The sequence below is a fragment of the Paracoccus sp. FO-3 genome, assembly GCF_006386455.1.
Taxonomy (GTDB): domain Bacteria; phylum Pseudomonadota; class Alphaproteobacteria; order Rhodobacterales; family Rhodobacteraceae; genus Paracoccus; species Paracoccus versutus.
The window spans coordinates 1-18,122 of sequence record NZ_VCBQ01000038.1 but is presented as its reverse complement, the minus strand read 5'-3'; the positions used below and the strand labels follow the sequence as shown (position 1 = coordinate 18,122).

Genomic DNA, 18,122 nt, shown 5'->3' with positions numbered 1-18,122 from the left:
AGAAACCGGCGCCGGCCGGCAGCCGCGAGACAGGGATCGCCCCGATGATCGAGCTTGACGCAACGGATCGCCGCATTCTTTCCGTCCTGCAACGCGACGGGCGCATGACCAATGCCGACCTGGCAGGCGAGGTCGGGCTGTCCCCCAGCGCTTGCCATCGCCGCGTGCAGCGGCTGGAAGAGGCGGGGGTGATCCGCGGCTATGTCGCGCTGCTCGACGCGCGCAAGCTCGAACGCCCGACCACGGTCTTCGTCGAGATCACGCTGTCCGGCCAGGCCGACGAGTTGCTGGAGGCTTTCGAGCGCGCCGTGCGCACCATCCCCGACGTGCTGGAATGCCACCTGATGGCCGGCTCGGCGGATTACCTGCTGAAGGTGGTGGCCCAGGACACCGACGATTTCGCCCGCATCCACCGCCAGCGGCTGGCCAAGCTGCCGGGGGTGCAGCAGATGCATTCCTCGTTCTCGCTGCGCACGGTGGCCTTCACCACGGCGCTGCCGGTGTGAATGTGCCGGCGTGAATGAAAAACCCCCGTGCGTGGCACGGGGGTTTTCCTGAAACGAACGTGTCGCTCGTCTTACAGCGCGCCTTCGCGTTGCGCTTTCTTGCGCGCCAGCTTGCGGGCGCGGCGGACGGCCTCGGCCTTTTCACGGGCCTTCTTGACCGAGGGTTTCTCGAAATGCTGCTTGAGCTTCATTTCACGGAACACCCCCTCGCGCTGAAGTTTTTTCTTCAGAGCACGAAGCGCCTGTTCGACGTTGTTGTCGCGAACACTTACCTGCATGTGGTTGTCACCACCTTCCTAGGTTAAAGTTGAGCTGATTTGCAGGACGCGGCCTTCTAGCAAGCCGAATCGGCTTTGTCCAGATTTTCTGGACCCGCGCTGCAGGAAGAAAAAAGGAGAGTGCCATGACGGATGACCGCGAGCGGCTGATCGAGGCCGCCCTGTCCCATGTCGTCTTCGAGGGCATGGGGGAAAAGGCCATCGCCGAGGGCGCGCGCGACATCGGCATGAACCCGGCGCTGGCGCGGGTGCATCTGCCGCGCGGCGGCGCGGATCTTGCCGCCGCCTATCACCGCCGGGGCGACCAGGCGCTGCGCGACTGGATGGCCGCGCATCCGCCCGAGGGACGGTTTCGCGACCGCGTCTCGGCGGCGGTGATGCAGCGGCTGTCGCTGAGCAACCGCGAGCTTGCGCGGGCGGGGGCGGCGATCCTGGCCCTGCCGCAGCACGCGGCGCTCGGCGCGCGGCTGGTCTGGGAGACGGCCGATGCGATCTGGGACGGGCTTGGCGACCGCTCCGAGGACGTGAACTGGTATTCCAAGCGCGCGACGCTGTCGGCGGTCTATGGCGCGACGGTGCTTTACTGGCTGGGCGACGATTCGCCCGAGGCCGAGGAGACGCGCCGCTTCCTGGACCGCCGCATCGAGGGCGTGATGCGCTTCGAAAGCCTCAAGGAACGGGTCGGCGGGCTGCCCGGCGTCTCGACCCTGGCCGGGCTTGCGACGGGCTGGATCAGGCGGCCGGAAAATCGCAATCTGCCCGGAGCGTTGCGCGCAAATCCGCGCGCCCGGACGGAAGGAGGCGACGGGTGATTCCCGATGTGATGCAGGCGATCGAGATTTCATCCCCCGGCGGGGCCGAGGTGCTGCGGCCGGTGACGCGGCCGGTTCCGGTGGCCGGGCATGGCCAGATCCTGATCCGCGTCGCCTGGGCGGGGGTGAACCGTCCCGACGTGCTGCAACGCGCCGGCTCCTATGCGCCGCCGCCGGGGGCCTCGGACCTGCCGGGCCTGGAATGCGCCGGCGAGGTGGCGGCCGTCGGCCCAGGCGTCACGCGCTGGAGGCCGGGCGACCGGGTCTGCGCCCTGCTGCCGGGCGGCGGCTATGCGCAATACGCGACCTGCCCGGCAGACCACGCCCTGCCGATTCCGCAGGGCCTGTCGCTGCGCCTGGCCGCCGCATTGCCGGAAACCGCCTTCACCGTCTGGTCCAACGTGGTCATGCGCGGGGCCCTGCAGCCGGGCGAGCGCTTTCTGGTCCATGGCGGCTCCTCGGGCATCGGCACCATGGCGATCCAGATCGCCAGGGCGCTGGGCGCGCGGGTCTGGGCGACGGCGGGCTCGGCCGAGAAATGCGCGGCCTGCGAGAGGCTGGGCGCCACCGCGATCAACTATCGCGAGCAGGATTTCGTCGCCGTGCTGCGCAAGGCCGGCGGCGCCGATCTGATCCTCGACATGGTCGGGGGCGACTATATCGCCCGCAACGTCCGGTGCCTTGCGGATGACGGCCGGCTGGCCATGATCGCCTTCCTTGCCGGTCCCAAGGCCGAGATCAATTTCGCCCAGATCATGGCCCGGCGGCTGTCCGTGACGGGTTCGACCCTGCGCCCGCAATCCGACCTGGCCAAGGCCCGCATCGCAGGCGCGTTGCAGGAACGGCTCTGGCCGCTGGTCGAGGCCGGGGCGGTGCGCCCGCTGATCGACAGCACCTTCCCGCTCGCCGAGGCGGCCGAGGCGCATCGCCGCATGGAGGGCAGCGGCCATATCGGCAAGATCCTGTTGCGGGTTTCGGTCGAGGATTGACCGCTCCGGCGGTTTTGGCACGGCCCGGTGCCTCCGGCGGGGATATTTGAAGCACGAAAGAAGCCGTTAACCGAATCGCAAGGATTTTCTGCCAGTTTGGAATCACGGAACAGGCGGGGACGCCGATGGCCGTCACGGAAGAAGCCACACCCCGACCTTCAGCTCCGGCGGGCGGGGTGTGTGCTTTTCTTTCGTGTCTAAATATCCCCGCCGGAGGCATCGTAGCCGTTCCGTCAGCGCGGCGCCGGCATCAGGAAGCTGCCCTGGCAATCCCGCCTGGCATCCTCGGCGCAGGCGCGGGGCTGCAGGTCGCGGGTCAGGCAGATGCGGATCTCTTGCAGGGCGCGGGCGCGGCAGGTCACGGTGATGCCGTCGCGCGCCAGGCCGGGATTGGCCTCGATGAAGGCGTCTTCGATCACCTGGGCGGGCAGGGTGACGTCGCGGTCGAGCCGGCGCAGGGTTTCGGGCAGGGCGATCCGGGCGGCGGCCTCGCGGGTCAGGGCGAAGTAGTCCCGCGCCGGCAGGCCCGAGCAGCGCCCGTGCTTCTTCCATTGATGCCAGGCCAGGCCGCCCGTTCCCATCACATCCGCCATGGCGCGGGTTTCGCGGCGCGGGGGGTCGCGGGCCTCGGTCCGGCAATATTCTGGCCAGCCGCGTTCGTATTGCGGCCACAGGCCATGGACGACGAAGCCAAGCTTCCGTCCGCTCGCGCATTGCTCGGCATCGCGCTCGGCGCGGCACCAGCTGGGCGACCAGCTGAGCGACAGGACGTAATAGTCGAACCGTCCCGCGATGTCCTGGGCCAGGGCCGCGGGGGCGAGCAGGAGGAAGGCGATCAGGATGGCCGGTTTCATGGTGGGGAACCTAGCGCCGGTCCTTGCCGCGCGCCACGAATTTCAGGCTTTATTTTGGCCCCTTCCGGCCCTATATAGCCTGTCAATCCCCCGAAAATGGAATGGCACCCCGCCGAAAGCCGTTTTCCCCGGCCGGAAAAGATATTGTTAAGGAGAAGGTCATGAACAAGCCGCTGATGGCCAAGGCCACCGCCGTCTGGCTGGTCGACAACACGACGCTGAGCTTCAAGCAGATCGCCGATTTCTGCGGCATGCACGAGCTTGAGGTCCAGGGCATCGCCGACGGCGACGTGGCGGTCGGCGTCAAGGGCTTCGACCCGGTCGCCTCGAACCAGCTCGACGCCTCCGAGATCGAGAAGGGCCAGAAGAACCCGCTGCACCGGCTGAAGCTCAAGCACAACCCCGCCGCCGAGGGCGAGGAGAAGCGCCGCGGCCCGCGCTATACGCCGCTTTCCAAGCGCCAGGACCGGCCCGCCGCGATCCTGTGGCTGGTCAAGTTCCATCCCGAGCTGGGTGATTCGCAGATCTCGAAGCTGGTGGGCACCACCAAGCCGACCATCGCCTCGATCCGCGACCGGACGCATTGGAACATCCAGAACATCCAGCCCATCGACCCGGTGGCGCTGGGGCTGTGCCGGCAGTCCGAGCTGGACGCCGCCGTGCAGAAGGCCGCCAAGCGCAAGGCGGCCGAGGGCGGCGCCATGACCGACGACGAGCGTCGCAAGCTGCTTTCGACCGAGACCTCGCTTGCCATGTCGGACGAGCCGCGCCTGCCCAGCTCGATCGCCGGGCTGGAGAATTTCAGCCTCAGCAAGGATGACGACAAGCCCGAGCGGGACGACAACCTGGATGCGGACAGCTTCTTCAACCTGCCCGATGCGGATGACGACGAGGACGAGGATCACTGAATCCCGCAAACCCCGGAGCTCGGCTCCGGGGTTTTTTCTGGCCGGTCAGATCGACAGGCAGATGTATTTCATCTCCAGGTAATCCTCGATGCCGTGGCGCGAGCCCTCGCGGCCGAGGCCGGATTGCTTGACGCCGCCGAAGGGCGCCACCTCGGTCGAGATGATGCCGGTGTTCACTCCGACGATGCCGTATTCCAGCGCCTCCTGCACGCGGGTGATGCGGCCGATGTCGCGGGCATAGAAATAGGCGGCGAGGCCGAAGATGGTGGCATTGGCGCGCTCGATCGCCTCTTGCTCGGTCTCGAAGCGGAACAGCGGCGCCAGCGGGCCGAAGGTTTCCTCGCTTGCCACCTTCATCCTGTCGGTGATGCCGGTGACGACGGTCGGGTCGAAGAACAGCCCCTCGCGCGGCTTGCCGCCGGTGACGACGATGGCGCCACCCTCGACCGCGTCCTGGATATGCTCCTGGACCTTTTCGACCGCATCCCGGTTGATCAGCGGGCCGGTGGTGACGCCTTCCTCTAGCCCGTCGCCGACGCGCAGCTTGTCGACCGCCACCGCCAGCCGCCTGGCGAATTCGTCATAGACCCCGGCCTGCACATAGATGCGATTGGCGCAGACGCAGGTCTGGCCGTTGTTGCGGAATTTCGAGGCCATGGCGCCTTCCACCGCCGCATCCAGGTCGGCGTCGTCGAAGACGATGAAGGGCGCGTTGCCGCCGAGTTCCATCGAGCATTTCAGCACCTGGTCCGCGGCTTGGCGCAGCAGGATGCGGCCGACCTCGGTCGAGCCGGTGAAGGTCAGCTTGCGGATCAGCGGGTTCTCGCAGAATTCCTTGCCGATGTCGGAGGAGCGCGACGAGGTCACGATGCTGAACAGCCCCTTGGGCAGGCCGGCGCGTTCCGCGAGCACGGCGAGCGCCAGGGCCGAGAGCGGCGTTTCGGCGGCGGGGCGGCCGACGAAGCCGCAGCCGGCGGCGATGGCCGGGCCGCATTTGCGGGTGATCATCGCATTGGGAAAGTTCCAGGGCGTGATCGAGCCGACCACGCCGATCGGCTGGCGGATCACCGTCAGGCGCTTGTCAGGCTGGTGGCCGGGGATGGTTTCGCCGTAGATGCGCTTGGCCTCTTCGCCGAACCATTCGATGAAGCTGGCGCCATAGGCGATCTCGCCCTTGGCCTCGGGCAAGGGCTTGCCCTGTTCGGCGGTCAGGATCTTGCCCAGGTCGTCTTGGTTTTCCATCATCAGGTCGAACCATTTGCGCATGATCTGGGCGCGTTCCTTGGCGGTGCGGGCGGCCCAGCCCTTCATCGCCTCGGCCGCGGCGGCGATGGCGCGGGCGACCTCGGCGCGGGACAGGTCCGCCACCTCGGCGATCACGTCGCCGCGCGCCGGGTTCACCACCGGAAAGGTCTTGCCGTCATCGGCGTCGATCCATTCGCCGACGACATAGGCGCGGGTCTGCAAGAGCGAGGGGTCTTTCAGCAACATCTTCAGGTCGGTCGCATGTCTGGTCATGGCGGGCTCCTTCCGTTCGGGTCGGGTGCAGGCTTGCGCTTTTGCCGGGCCAACGCAAGCCGCAGCTGCCGCGTGCCGGGATCGAGCAATCGTGATGAACCGGATGGCGGGCTGCGGCGTTGCCTTGCCATCGTCAGGTTTTCCCTCTTGGCGTATTCGACTGGGCGGCGTCTCTCTCTGGCGCCGCCCTTTTTCGTCGCTTCTGTTTCGCCGCGGCAGGGATTATTCCTTGGGCAAACCCGGTGATGGGCCGGATTCAGGGTACTTGGAAAACGGTGAAATGCGGGAGCTGGATGAGCTGAAGGCGCTGGGCGATCCCGGCAAGGCGGCCGAGATGGCGGCCTATCACAAGGCGCCGCGCGAATATCTGGGCGTGGCGGTGCCGGTGATCGATGCGCTTGCCCGCGGCTGGCGGGCGGGGCTGGACGTGCCGGGGCGGGTCGATCTGGCGCGGCGGCTTTGGGACAGCGACCTGCACGAGGCGCGCATCGCGGCGGCCAAGCTGCTGACCCAGGCGCGGATCCGGCCCGACGACGCGGCCTGGGATCTGATTGCCGGCTGGGTGCCGCAATTCGACGGCTGGGCGATTGCCGATCACGCCATGAAGGCGGGCGAGCGCCGGCTGCTGGCCCGGCCCGAGCGGCTGGACGAGGTCGAGGCCTGGCTGGACCATCCCCGCTTCTGGGTGCGCCGCGCCGCGCTGGTCGGCACGCTGCCCTGGACGCATATCCGCAATCCCAAGCCGCAGGACCTGGAGCGGCGCGAGCGTGTGCTGGCCTGGCTGGACCGGCTGGCCGACGACCGGGAGTGGTTCGTGCAAAAGGCCATCGGCTGGTGGCTGCGCGAACTGTCCAAGCACGATCCCGGCCGCGTGCGCGACTGGCTGGCCGCGCATGGCGCGCGGCTGAAGCCCTTTGCCCGGCGCGAGGCGGGGCGGTGGCTGCCGGAAAACCGCGGCGGGACGGTGCAGGACCGGCCGGGCGGCGATCAGCTGCCATAGACCTCGATCGTGGGCAGGTCGGTCAGGCTGACGCCGATCAGTTGCAATGCCGGCAGCGAGACCTGGCTGCCGCCGCTGGCCGGGCCGTCCAGCGGGATCAGCCGCACCTTGGCGGATTTGCCGTTCGCCGGGTTCACGATGCGGCCGTCGGTTTCGGATTTCACCAGCGGGGTCTTGATCCAGAAGCCGGGCTGCGAGGGATCGCCCAGCGAGGCGATGGTGGTGCCGATCCGACGCTCGCCCGTGGCGGGCGGGGCGGCGGCGGCGGCCTTCTGCTCGCGGGTGGTGGTGTCGAATTGCGCCGCCGTGCGCGCCGCGGGCGAGGGGCGGGCGGCCGCGGTCAGCACCGAGCCCGCCGCGGTTCCGGTGCCGGCCGTCGCGCCGTCGCTGCCGGCGGTGGTGCCGGGCGTGCGGGGGGTGGTCTGCGTTGCGGGGGTGCAGGCGGCCAGTGCCAGCAGCGCCAGCGCGCCCAGCAGGCGCAGGATCGGCTTGGTCATCGGCATGCGCTTGTCCTTCATCCTTTTCAGGTCGGGGCGAGGCTAGACCCGGCCGGCCCCTGCTGTCCAGCCGAGCTTCCATTCATGGTTACGAGACCATCAACGGATCGGCCGGCTTGTGCCGATGCCGGCCCGTGCTTATCTTTGCGCCATGGATGTCCAGGCCCCGCTGATAGACCCCTTTGCCAGGCCGATCACCTACCTTCGGGTGTCGGTGACGGACCGTTGCGATTTCCGCTGCACCTATTGCATGGCCGAGCACATGCAGTTCCTGCCCAAGCGCGACCTGCTGACGCTGGAAGAGCTGGACCGGCTGTGTTCCGCCTTCGTGGGCCTGGGCGTGCGCAAGCTGCGCGTCACCGGCGGCGAGCCGCTGGTGCGGCGCAATATCATGGAATTCTTCCGCGCCATGTCGCGCCACTTGGGCGCCGGTCCGAATGGCGGGCTGGACGAATTGACGCTGACCACCAACGGCAGCCAGCTGGCGCGATTCGCCGACGAACTGGCCGATTGCGGCGTGCGGCGGGTCAATGTCTCGTTGGATACGCTCGATCCCGACCGTTTCGCCCGCATCACCCGCTGGGGCAGATTGCCGCAGGTGCTGCAGGGGATCGAGGCGGCGAAGGCGGCCGGCATGCGGGTCAAGATCAACACCGTCGCGCTGAAGGGTTTCAACGAGGACGAGTTGTTTCGCCTGGTCGACTGGTGCGCGGACCAGGGCCACGACCTGACCTTCATCGAGGTCATGCCCATGGGCGAGATGGGCGAGGAAGAGCGGCTGGACCAGTATTGGGCGCTGTCCGACCTGCGCGCGCGCCTGGGCGAGCGCTTCACGCTGACGCCGCTGGCCGAGCGCACCGGCGGGCCGGCGCGCTATGTCCGCCTTGAGGAGACCGGGCAGAAGATCGGCTTCATCACGCCGCTGACGCATAATTTCTGCGAAAGCTGCAATCGTGTCCGCATCACCTGCACGGGCGAGCTGTTCATGTGCCTGGGGCAGGAGGATCGCGCCGACCTGCGCGCGCCGCTGCGTGCCAGCCAGGACGATGCCCCGCTGCGCGATGCCATCCGCGAGGCCATCGCCCGCAAGCCCAAGGGCCATGACTTCGACTATTCCCGCCGGCATGTCGCCGGGCAGGTCAGCCGCTTCATGAGCCATACCGGCGGCTAGTAGCTGGCGCCGTCCACCGCCTGGCTGGCCAGTGCGCGCGGGTTGACCCCTGCGAGGCAGTTCACGTTCACCGCCACCATCTCGGCCCCGTCCGGTCCCGTGCCGAAGGCGTAGGATTCGACGCCGCAGGTCGGGCAGAAGCGGTGATGGATCTGCTTGCGGTTGAACAGGTATTCCGTCACCGGCCCGTCGCTGGTCAGGCGGAAATCCGCCCTGGGCACGAAGGTCAGCACGAAGCCCAGCCGCTGGCAGCGCGAGCAGTTGCAGGTGAAGGTCTGGTCCAGATCGGCATCCACCTCATAGGCGATGCTGCCACATTGGCAGCTGCCTTGGTAGTGCTGTCGGGTCATGGTTTGCCTCCCGTTTTGCGACTCGGGTGCATGGTGGGGCAGGGCGGCGGGCATCGCAAGCGGAAATGTTCCCGAGTTGTTCCGTTTCGGGTTGCCATTTCACTGCGGATGCCTATCTCATGCGCTTGGCGGAATCAGGACGTGATCAGGACTGGCGCGATGGAACAGAAGTTCATCGAGGTTCGCGGCGCGCGCGAGCATAATCTGAAGAACGTGGACATGGACATTCCGCGCGACCAGCTGGTGGTCATCACCGGGCTGTCGGGTTCGGGCAAGTCGAGCCTTGCCTTCGACACCATCTATGCCGAGGGGCAGCGGCGCTATGTCGAAAGCCTGTCGGCCTATGCCCGGCAGTTCCTGGACATGATGGGCAAGCCGGACGTGGACCATATCTCGGGCCTGTCGCCGGCGATCTCGATCGAGCAGAAGACGACCAGCAAGAACCCGCGCTCGACCGTCGGCACGGTGACGGAAATCTACGACTACCTGCGGCTGCTCTTTGCCCGCGCCGGGACGCCCTATTCCCCGGCGACCGGCCTGCCGATCGAGGCGCAGCAGGTCCAGGACATGGTGGACCGGGTGATGGAACTGCCCGAGGGCACGCGCGCCTATCTGCTGGCGCCCATCGTCCGCGACCGCAAGGGCGAATATCGCAAGGAATTCCTGGAACTGCGCAAGCAGGGCTTCCAGCGCGTCAAGGTGAACGGCCAGTTCCACGAGCTGGACGAGCCGCCGACCTTGGACAAGAAGTTTCGCCACAATATCGACGTGGTGGTGGACCGCATCGTCGTGCGCGAAGGCATGGAGACGCGGCTGGCCGACAGTTTCCGCACCGCGCTGGACCTGGCCGACGGCATCGCCGTGCTGGAGACCGCGCCGTCCGAAGGCGAGCCCGAGCGCATCACCTTCTCCGAGAATTTCGCTTGCCCGGTCAGCGGCTTCACCATCCCCGAGATCGAGCCGCGGCTGTTTTCCTTCAACGCGCCCTTCGGCGCCTGCCCGGTCTGCGACGGGCTGGGGGTCGAGCTGTTCTTCGACGAGCGGCTGATCGTGCCCGATTCGGCGCTGTCGGTGGCGCAGGGGGCCATCGCGCCCTGGGCCAAGTCGAAATCGGCCTATCTGACCCAGACCGTCAACGCGCTGGCCCGGCATTACGGCTTCGACAAGAAGACGCCCTGGAAGGATCTGCCGGAATCGGTGCGCCAGATGTTCCTGCGCGGCTCGGGGCAGGACGAGATCCCGTTCCGCTTCGACGATGCCGGCCGCATCTACGAGGTGACGCGCCAGTTCGAGGGCGTGATCCCCAACATGGAGCGGCGGCTGCGCGAAAGCGACAGCGCCTGGGTGCGCGAGGAGTTCGAGAAATACCAGAACAACCGCCCCTGCGGCGCCTGCGACGGCTATCGGCTGAAGCCCGAGGCGCTGGCGGTCAGGATCGCCGGCAGCCATATCGGCAATGTCACCGAACTGTCGATCCGCGAGGCGCTGGCCTGGATCGAGGCGGCGCCCAAACACCTGACGAAGCAGAAGAACGAGATCGCCGCCGCCATCCTCAAGGAGATCCGCGAAAGGCTGGGCTTCCTGGTGAACGTGGGCTTGGATTACCTGACGCTGTCGCGCGCGGCCGGCACGCTGTCGGGCGGCGAAAGCCAGCGCATCCGCCTGGCCAGCCAGATCGGCTCGGGACTGACCGGGGTGCTTTACGTGCTGGACGAGCCCAGCATCGGCTTGCACCAGCGCGACAACGATCGGCTGCTCTCGACGCTCAAGGGGCTGCGCGACCAGGGCAATTCGGTGGTGGTGGTCGAACATGACGAGGATGCGATCCGCCATGCCGACTATGTCTTCGACATGGGGCCGGGCGCGGGGGTGCATGGCGGCCAGGTGGTCGCCCGCGGAACTCCGGCCGAGATCGCCGCCGATCCCTGCAGCCTGACCGGGCAATACCTGTCCGGCGGGCGCGAGATCGCCGTGCCGTCGGAACGCCGCAAGGGCAATGGCAAGGCGATCAAGGTGGTCGGCGCCACCGGCAACAACCTCAAGAACGTCACCGCCGAGTTCCCCCTGGGCAAGTTCGTCTGCGTCACCGGCGTCTCGGGCGGCGGCAAGTCCACCCTGACCATCGAGACCCTGTTCAAGACCGCCAGCCTGCGGTTGAACGGCGCGCGCCAGACCCCGGCCCCCTGCGAGACCATCAAGGGGCTCGAGCATCTGGACAAGGTGATCGACATCGACCAGCGCCCCATCGGGCGCACGCCGCGGTCGAACCCGGCGACCTATACCGGCGCCTTCACCCCGATCCGCGACTGGTTCGCCGGCCTGCCCGAGGCCAAGGCGCGCGGCTACAAGCCCGGCCGCTTCAGCTTCAACGTCAAGGGCGGCCGCTGCGAGGCCTGCCAGGGCGACGGCGTCATCAAGATCGAGATGCATTTCCTGCCCGACGTCTATGTCACCTGCGAGACCTGCAAGGGCAAGCGCTACAACCGCGAGACGCTGGAAGTGACCTTCAAGGGCAAGTCCATCGCCGACGTGCTGGACATGACGGTCGAGGATGCGCAGGAATTCTTCAAGGCCGTGCCCTCGATCCGCGAAAAGATGGACGCGCTGGTCGAGGTGGGCCTGGGCTACATCAAGGTCGGCCAGCAGGCCACGACGCTGTCGGGCGGCGAGGCGCAGCGGGTCAAGCTGTCCAAGGAACTGTCGCGCCGCGCCACCGGCAAGACACTGTATATCCTGGACGAGCCGACCACGGGGCTGCATTTCGAGGATGTGCGCAAGCTGCTGGAAGTGCTGCATTCCCTGGTCGAGCAGGGCAATACGGTGGTGGTGATCGAACATAACCTTGACGTCATCAAGACCGCCGACTGGATCATCGACATCGGCCCCGAGGGCGGCGACGGCGGCGGCCGCATCGTCGCCACCGGCACGCCCGAGGCCGTGGCCGAGGTCGAGGCCAGCCATACCGGCCGCTACCTGGCGCCCATGCTGGCTGCGGCGCGCAGCCGCGCCGCGGAATAGGCGCGGCCGCAGGCCAAGGGGCTACATCGTATCTGCGGGCTCGACACCGGCTGGCGGCGCGGGCCGCGGCCAAGGGCTATGCGACCTCGCCGTGACCCGGTGTGGCTTGACCGAATATGGCGCGATCCTGCCCCCCCCTGCCGCCGGCCGGCACGCCGCCTTGCGGCGATGATCGCCGGCCGGCCCGGCCGGGCAAAATGCGTTCCCCTGGCTGCTGCCGCTTTTTCGATCTGGTCAGGCGTTCGATTTTCGCGTTATCTCCATTTTGCCTGCATCTGTCTTTAGGCTTGATTTCGATCAAGCGGGGCGGATGCAGGATTTCTCCAGTGTTTTCATCCGGCGCAGCGCACCGGATGAACCCGGTAACGAACGCAAAAGGAGCGCGAATTGCCTGTTACAACTGTTAATCTCATGTGGATCGGCAACCGGTCCCTGCTCGATCCCACCCCCTCCAGCAACATCAACCAGGACCAGGCCAATGCGATCATCGGCTGGGAGGCCGAGGGCCGCGAGGAAATCGCGCCCCTCGCCTTGACCGGCGATTATTTCGGCTCAGGCAGCAACAGAAGCTTCAGAACCAGCTATCAGTCGGGTTTTCTGCAACCTGCCAGTCGGTTTTCCTATACCGACCCGGATGGCAGCCCGCAAAGCGACGTCACCCTCAACACCTTTCTCAGCGCTCGCTTTGCTGTTACCGTGCATGATGAGGATGGCGGTGCCAGCGTGGTGGAACTGAACGGCATCCTCATGCAGATGAGCAATGGCGATCTGTTCGTCCGTCCCTCGACGGACACGGCGGCTGCCTGGAGCGCCCATGCCCGCATCTCCAAGATCGAGATCTTGGGCGTGACCCGCTTGTCGGGCGACACGGGCGTCGCCACCATCGGCTTCAGCGCCGAGATCTTCGAGGCCGAGATCGTCTGTTTCACCCGCGGCACGCTGATCGAATGCGCCGGGGGGCTGCGGCCGGTGGAAAGCCTGCGCATCGGCGACCTGGTGCGGACGCTGGACAACGGGCTGAAACCGCTGCGCTGGATCGCCTCGCGCCGGCTGGGCCGGGAACTGGCGGCCACGCCCAAGCTGCGCCCGATCCGCATCCGCGCCGGGGCGCTGGGGCAGGGCGTGCCCTCGGCTGACCTGCTGGTCTCGCCGCAGCATCGCATCCTGGTGCGCTCCAGGGTGGCGATGCGGCTGTTCGGCTGTGCCGAGGTGCTGGTCGCGGCCAAGCAGCTGCTGATGCTGGACGGGGTGGACATCGCCCAGGATCTGGAGGCGGTGGAATATTTCCACTTCGCCTTCGACCGGCACGAGGTCGTCTTTGCCAACGGGGCCGAGGCGGAATCGCTTTACCCCGGCGCGCAGGCGCTGAAAGCCATCGGCCGCAGCGCCCGCGAAGAGCTGTTTGCGCTTTTCCCCGCCCTGCGCGAGCCGGTCGCCCCGCCGGTCGCCGCGCGCGAGATCGTCTCGGGCCGGCAGGGCCGCAGGCTGGCGCTGCGCCATCTGCGCAACGGCCGCCCGTTGGTCGCCGAGGCTGCCGGGCTGCATTGACGCCGCGAAACCGCGATGCAGGCCGCCCCGCCCGCCTTGCGCCGGGGGCGCTTTCTTCCGCCCCTGGCGCGGGCTAAGGTCGCGCCATGACGCAGAATGCCCTGACACCCGAAACCATAGCCGCCCTGTTCACCCGCGACGGGCGCTATCTTTGCGCGCGCTGGGGCCGGCCGGTGGCGCCGGTCATCTTCGGCCTGGCCGACGAAAGCCTGGCGGTGTTTCGCGACGCCACCCGCGCCGTCCTGGCCCATGCCCGCCATCCCATCGCCGAGACCGACCCCGAGATGGGGGCGAACATGATGACCTTTTTCCTGCGCGGCTGGCAGGAATTGCGGGATCTGCCGGATCTCGACCGGCTGACCGGCCAGCCCGGTCTGGCGGCGCGGTTGCAGGGCAGCGATGCCGACCAGTATCGGCTGTTCCGCTTTGACGCCGACGGCGCCATCCGCGCCTGCATCGGTTTCGTGAACATGGGCGGACGGCTGGCCGGGGCCCATCCGGGCCAGCTTGCCGAAACCGTCGCCGTGCGGGCCATGCTGAGCTTTGCCCGCGACGTCACGCCCTCGCCGGAGCTGGCGGCGCTGATCCGGGCCGCCTATGACCCGGTAATGCCGCCCGCGGCGACCGATCCCTCGCATGCGCTGCGGCTGGCGGCGCGTCTGCCGCGGTGACGGCCCTGCGTCACGGGATCAGGACGACGGATCCTGTGGTCCTGCGGGCCTCGACCTCGGCCTGGGCCAGGGCGCTTGCGCCAGCCGATAGGTCCGGGGTTCCGCGGCCCGGAGACGCCCCTCCTGCAGGGCCGCGAACAGCCGCCCGGCCGCCGCCTCGTATTCCGCCCGATCCGCCGTGCAATGCGCGATCGAGGGCCAGGGCAACTATCGCCTGAGAAGGCTGGGTGCGATCCGCTTCGGGCTTTATGCCGCGCCGGACCATGTGCGGCGGCACGGCGCCCCCGAGAGGCCCGAGGATCTGCACCGGCACCCGGTCATCGGCTGGACCGAGGATCTGGCCTATCTGGCCATGGCAAACTGGTTGGAGAGCCGTTGTTCGGGGCTTCGCCCGTGCTTGCGGCTGGCCTCCTTTGCCGCCCAGTTCGAGGCGGTGCGCAAGGGCGCCGGCTGGGCGGTGCTGTCCGACTTCGCCGCCCGCCGCGCCGGTTTGGTGCCGGCATTGCCGGGCGTGTTCCGCCCGGAGTCCGAACTCTGGCTGCTGACCCATGGCCAGTCCGGCGCTCTCCAGCGGGTCAGGCGGGTGCGCGACTGCGTCGCAGCGGCGATAAGGGAGGAGTTGGCGGCCAAAAGCGATGCCGGCTGCGCCTAGCCCGAGTTTCGGTCATGGGCTTGGTCAGGCGGACAGGCGTTTGGTGATGCCGAAGGCGGCCGAGTTGTGGCCATAGGCCAGCGGGTGGCGGCTGCGGATGTCGGTCTTGAGCAGGTCCACCACGTCCTCGAGCCGCACGGTCGGCGGAAACACCCGGTCATAGCCCATCTCGAGGAAGCGCTGCTCGACCTCGGCGAAGGCGCGCTTGCCGATCACCAGGTTGCCGCCGACGTAAAGCAGGATCTCGCCCAGTCCGCGCTCCGCGCAGCGGGCGCGCGGGCCCTGGCAGTCGATCTCGCCATGGCCATAGATCGACGAGACCAGGATGGCGTCGGCCCTTTCCTCGATGGCGGCCTGGATGAACTCGTCCTGGCTGACCATGACGCCCAGGTTCACCACCGCGATGCCGTTTCGGCCCAGCACCGCCGCGATGATCTTGTTGCCGACCGCGTGGCAATCGGCGCCGATCACCCCCAGGATGACCCGGTATTCCGAGACCGCCTCCAGCATGGTTCCTCTCCTTTGCAATGAACCTGCGAAAAGGGGCAGGGGAATCGCTCCCCTCCGGTCAAGTTTTGTGAAGTGATGTGATTAATAGATAAATACCCCTTATCTGTTTCCGGCAGGGGGTGGCCGCCGGCCGGACCTTGACCGGGGGCGTCAGGCCGGGTCGCCGGGTTCCAGATAGGGCAAGAAGGCCGCGATCAGCGCGGGCGGTATTCTCGCCGGTTTCATGGACTTGTTGATATGCACCAATTCTATCTCGATCCGCGCCAGCACCTGGCTTTCCCTGCGAAAGACATGCCGGATGCGCACGCCAGCGCCCCTGATGGAAATCACCGACGTCGCGCAAACGATCAGGTCGTCGAGACAGGCCGGCCTTTGCCAGGCAATATCGGCATTTCGCGCCACGAACTGCTCTCCGTCCGGGCTGACGAGCGGGTATCCGACATGCCTCAGCAATTCGGAGCGGCTTCGCTCGGCAAATTCAAGGTATCTGGAATGATAGACGATGCCGCCGGCATCCGTATCCGCATAGTAAACGCGATAAGCCTGCGTGAATGCAGGGCCATCTTGAAGGGGTTGGTTCAGCTGCATCCCAAGCTTCCTCGCTTCTGCCGGCCTTGGTCGCGGCCGTGACGCCCCGGCCGGAACTGTTCCATTGCTTCGCAACCCTATCAAGCCCTCGCCCCTTTCGCATGGGGGTCGCGCCCGGCTTTTGCACCCGCCATGAACGGTCGATCAAGAGCGCATGAAGGGGATCGCGTTTCCGGTCATCGGCCGGGCCTTGGCGGGAGATTCACCCATGCAGGCCGGTTATCGCCCTTGGCCTGCGGCCGATATTCGGGGCCGCAACCCCTTCCTGCAATGGCGGCGCGCCGGTCCTTGCCCTGCATTCCGATGCGCCGCGGCCGAATCGCCGCCCTTGCCCCTCCGCCAGGCGGGGGTGCGGCGGCAGGCCCGATCTCGCGGGCAATTGACGCAGAATTGACGCGCCGCGGGGTTGCTCCGCTGGGCGGTTCTGCTAACTCCGGCCCAGCAGAAGCCGCATCCCAGCGGCCCAAAGGACAGGCCGAATTTCATGGAACAACTCGCCGGAGCCGGGCAGCCGGTCGATTTCTCGCTTATCGCGCTGTTCGCGCGCGCCTCGCTGACGGTGCAGATCGTCATGGTGATCCTGATCCTGGCCTCGTTCTGGGCCTGGGCGATCATCATCCAGAAGTTCGTCGCCTTCAACGCCGCCCGGCGCGAGGCGGACCGCTTCGACCGCGCCTTCTGGTCGGGCCAGCCGCTGGACGACCTCTACGACCGCATCGGCGAGACGCCCTCGGGCCCGGCCGAGCGCATCTTTTCCGCAGGCATGGCCGAATGGCGCCGCAGCCATCGCGACGACGGCAACCTGATCGCCGGCGTCACCGCGCGCATCGATCGCGCCATGAACGTCACCATCAACCGCGAGAACGACCGCCTGACCCGCGGCCTGCCCTTCCTGGCCACGGTGGGCTCGACCGCGCCCTTCATCGGCCTGTTCGGCACGGTCTGGGGCATCAAGACCGCGTTCGAGGAGATCGCGATCTCGCAGAACACCTCGCTTGCGGTGGTGGCGCCGGGCATTGCCGAGGCGCTGGTGGCGACCGCGCTTGGCCTGCTTGCGGCGATTCCGGCGGTGATCTTCTACAACAAGCTCAGCTCGGATGCCGACCGCATCACCGGGGGATACGAGACCTTCGCCGACGAGTTCTCGACCATTCTCTCGCGCCAGCTGGACGACGAATAAGATGGGCGCGGGGATCGTCAAGCGGGGCCGCAACGGCAAGGGCCGCGCCCGCAGCCAGCCGATGGCGGAAATCAACGTCACGCCCTTCGTGGACGTGATGCTGGTGCTGCTGATCATCTTCATGGTGGCGGCGCCGCTTCTGACCGTGGGCGTGCCCTTGGAACTGCCCAAGACCGCCGCCCAGGCCGTGCCCGCCGAGCCCGAGGAGCCGCTGAGCGTCTCGGTCACGCCCGAGGGGCCGATCCTGGTCATGACCACCGAAGTCCCCGAAAACGAGCTTGTCACCCGGCTGCGCGCCGTCGCCGCCGAGCGGCAGAGCGACAAGATCTACCTGCGTGCCGACGGCGCCATCCCCTATGCCCGGATCATGGAGGTCATGGGGGCGCTGAACGCGGCCGGCTTCAACAATATCGTCCTCGTGACCGAGGCGGGCGGGCCGCGCATGGACGCGGGATCGGACGGCTGAGCCATGGACCGGGCGGAACGCATCGGCTTCTGGGTTTCGGGCGTCGCCCATGCCGGGCTGTTGGGCGCGGCGCTGGTCGGCGGCGCGCTGTTCCGGCCGCAGCCGCTGGAGGCCGTGCGCATGGCCGAGGTCGCGACCATGTCCGAGGCCGAGTTCCAGTCGCTGGCCGCCGCGGCCGCCGGGCGCGGCCCGGTATCCGATGCCGCCGCGACCACCCCGGCGCAGCCGCGTCCGCCCGCCGACGAGAACCGGCTGGGCGAGGTCGAGGCGGTCAGCCCGCCCGCCCCCGATGCGCAGGCGGCAGAGCTGTCCACGCCCCCCTCGCGGCCCGAGGCGCGGCCGGACCTGTCGGATTTCCAGACCCCGAACCGGCCTGTCGCCGTGGCGACCGATGCGCCGCGCCCCGCCGAGCCGCAGAACACCGTGGACCTGGCAGCGCTGCCGCAGGCGTCGGACCGCCCCGATCCGGCGCGCAATCCCGCCCAGCCGCAATCGCCGGCGCCGATCCCGCAGCGTTCGGCGCTGGCCCCGGTCGAATCCTCGCGCCCTCGCGGCCGTCCCGAAGGGCTGGCCGAGGCCGTGCAGGCCCGCCGCGCCGCCGCCGAG

Annotated in this window: 19 protein-coding genes and 1 pseudogene; 13 read left to right on the top strand and 7 right to left on the bottom strand. The window is 67.9% G+C overall.

Annotation, left to right across the window (positions count from 1 at the left end):
* Window positions 1-47: 47 nt before the first annotated feature.
* The gene (locus tag FE811_RS12395) at window positions 48-506 is read left to right on the top strand and encodes an Lrp/AsnC family transcriptional regulator (RefSeq protein ID WP_175562323.1); all 459 of its coding nucleotides are present in this window, start codon (window positions 48-50) and stop codon (window positions 504-506) included.
* Between the two features lie 71 nt (window positions 507-577).
* On the opposite strand, the gene rpsU is transcribed toward FE811_RS12395, so the two are convergent.
* Complete coding sequence (gene rpsU, locus FE811_RS12390) at window positions 578-784, bottom strand: 30S ribosomal protein S21 (protein ID WP_011748553.1); 207 nt, start codon at window positions 782-784, stop codon at window positions 578-580.
* A gap of 125 nt (window positions 785-909) precedes the next feature.
* On the opposite strand from rpsU, the gene FE811_RS12385 reads away from it, so the two are divergent.
* Together FE811_RS12385 and FE811_RS12380 are read left to right on the top strand one after the other, a co-directional pair.
* Window positions 910-1,596, top strand: coding sequence for a COQ9 family protein (locus FE811_RS12385; RefSeq protein ID WP_116222098.1), 687 nt, complete (start codon window positions 910-912; stop codon window positions 1,594-1,596).
* Between the two features lie 11 nt (window positions 1,597-1,607).
* Entirely contained in the window at window positions 1,608-2,585 is a 978-nt protein-coding gene (locus tag FE811_RS12380; RefSeq protein WP_116222099.1) for an NAD(P)H-quinone oxidoreductase, read from the top strand.
* Window positions 2,586-2,818: 233 nt separating this feature from the next.
* On the opposite strand, the gene FE811_RS12375 is transcribed toward FE811_RS12380, so the two are convergent.
* A complete protein-coding gene (locus FE811_RS12375; RefSeq protein WP_116222100.1) occupies window positions 2,819-3,439 on the bottom strand; it encodes a ribonuclease T2 in 621 nt (206 codons plus the stop codon).
* 161 nt (window positions 3,440-3,600) lie between these two features.
* On the opposite strand from FE811_RS12375, the gene FE811_RS12370 reads away from it, so the two are divergent.
* Window positions 3,601-4,347 carry a DUF1013 domain-containing protein gene (locus FE811_RS12370; RefSeq protein ID WP_036752291.1) on the top strand — a complete coding sequence of 249 codons (747 nt, stop codon included), beginning with the start codon at window positions 3,601-3,603 and terminating at the stop codon, window positions 4,345-4,347.
* Between the two features lie 45 nt (window positions 4,348-4,392).
* On the opposite strand, the gene FE811_RS12365 is transcribed toward FE811_RS12370, so the two are convergent.
* On the bottom strand, window positions 4,393-5,865 hold the full coding sequence (locus FE811_RS12365; RefSeq protein WP_116222101.1) for an NAD-dependent succinate-semialdehyde dehydrogenase: 1,473 nt from the start codon (window positions 5,863-5,865) through the stop codon (window positions 4,393-4,395).
* A 280-nt stretch (window positions 5,866-6,145) separates the two neighbouring features.
* On the opposite strand from FE811_RS12365, the gene FE811_RS12360 reads away from it, so the two are divergent.
* Complete coding sequence (locus FE811_RS12360) at window positions 6,146-6,865, top strand: DNA alkylation repair protein (RefSeq protein WP_116222102.1); 720 nt, start codon at window positions 6,146-6,148, stop codon at window positions 6,863-6,865.
* Here the strand turns inward: FE811_RS12360 and FE811_RS12355 are convergent.
* A complete protein-coding gene (locus FE811_RS12355; RefSeq protein WP_116222439.1) occupies window positions 6,853-7,362 on the bottom strand; it encodes a hypothetical protein in 510 nt (169 codons plus the stop codon). The genes FE811_RS12360 and FE811_RS12355 overlap by 13 nt on opposite strands.
* 124 nt (window positions 7,363-7,486) lie before the next feature.
* On the opposite strand from FE811_RS12355, the gene moaA reads away from it, so the two are divergent.
* Window positions 7,487-8,533, top strand: coding sequence for a GTP 3',8-cyclase MoaA (gene moaA / locus FE811_RS12350; RefSeq protein WP_072461633.1), 1,047 nt, complete (start codon window positions 7,487-7,489; stop codon window positions 8,531-8,533).
* On the opposite strand, the gene FE811_RS12345 is transcribed toward moaA, so the two are convergent.
* Window positions 8,530-8,883 carry a GFA family protein gene (locus FE811_RS12345; protein WP_036752283.1) on the bottom strand — a complete coding sequence of 118 codons (354 nt, stop codon included), beginning with the start codon at window positions 8,881-8,883 and terminating at the stop codon, window positions 8,530-8,532. The genes moaA and FE811_RS12345 overlap by 4 nt on opposite strands.
* Before the next feature lie 159 nt (window positions 8,884-9,042).
* On the opposite strand from FE811_RS12345, the gene uvrA reads away from it, so the two are divergent.
* From uvrA to FE811_RS12325, 4 genes are all read left to right on the top strand, one after another.
* Window positions 9,043-11,901 carry an excinuclease ABC subunit UvrA gene (uvrA, locus tag FE811_RS12340; RefSeq protein ID WP_116222104.1) on the top strand — a complete coding sequence of 953 codons (2,859 nt, stop codon included), beginning with the start codon at window positions 9,043-9,045 and terminating at the stop codon, window positions 11,899-11,901.
* A gap of 387 nt (window positions 11,902-12,288) precedes the next feature.
* Window positions 12,289-13,449 carry a Hint domain-containing protein gene (locus tag FE811_RS12335; RefSeq protein ID WP_244295187.1) on the top strand — a complete coding sequence of 387 codons (1,161 nt, stop codon included), beginning with the start codon at window positions 12,289-12,291 and terminating at the stop codon, window positions 13,447-13,449.
* An 86-nt stretch (window positions 13,450-13,535) separates the two neighbouring features.
* Window positions 13,536-14,120: a hypothetical protein gene (locus tag FE811_RS12330; RefSeq protein WP_116222105.1), complete on the top strand. Its 585-nt coding sequence runs from the start codon at window positions 13,536-13,538 to the stop codon at window positions 14,118-14,120.
* Window positions 14,121-14,298: 178 nt separating this feature from the next.
* Complete coding sequence (locus FE811_RS12325; RefSeq protein ID WP_140847806.1) at window positions 14,299-14,772, top strand: LysR substrate-binding domain-containing protein; 474 nt, start codon at window positions 14,299-14,301, stop codon at window positions 14,770-14,772.
* 24 nt (window positions 14,773-14,796) lie between these two features.
* On the opposite strand, the gene glmS is transcribed toward FE811_RS12325, so the two are convergent.
* Window positions 14,797-15,282 carry a methylaspartate mutase subunit S gene (gene glmS / locus FE811_RS12320; RefSeq protein ID WP_116222107.1) on the bottom strand — a complete coding sequence of 162 codons (486 nt, stop codon included), beginning with the start codon at window positions 15,280-15,282 and terminating at the stop codon, window positions 14,797-14,799.
* A gap of 150 nt (window positions 15,283-15,432) precedes the next feature.
* Complete coding sequence (locus FE811_RS12315; protein ID WP_116222108.1) at window positions 15,433-15,870, bottom strand: YbgC/FadM family acyl-CoA thioesterase; 438 nt, start codon at window positions 15,868-15,870, stop codon at window positions 15,433-15,435.
* 484 nt (window positions 15,871-16,354) lie between these two features.
* On the opposite strand from FE811_RS12315, the gene tolQ reads away from it, so the two are divergent.
* The 3 genes and pseudogenes from tolQ to FE811_RS12300 form a co-directional block, all read left to right on the top strand.
* Window positions 16,355-17,050, top strand: a complete 696-nt coding sequence (tolQ, locus tag FE811_RS12310) for a protein TolQ (protein WP_036752275.1) — start codon at window positions 16,355-16,357, stop codon at window positions 17,048-17,050.
* 1 nt (window position 17,051) lies between these two features.
* Window positions 17,052-17,516: an ExbD/TolR family protein gene (locus FE811_RS12305; protein ID WP_036752272.1), complete on the top strand. Its 465-nt coding sequence runs from the start codon at window positions 17,052-17,054 to the stop codon at window positions 17,514-17,516.
* A gap of 3 nt (window positions 17,517-17,519) precedes the next feature.
* Window positions 17,520-18,122: pseudogene (locus FE811_RS12300) on the top strand (protein TolA); the annotation flags it as partial.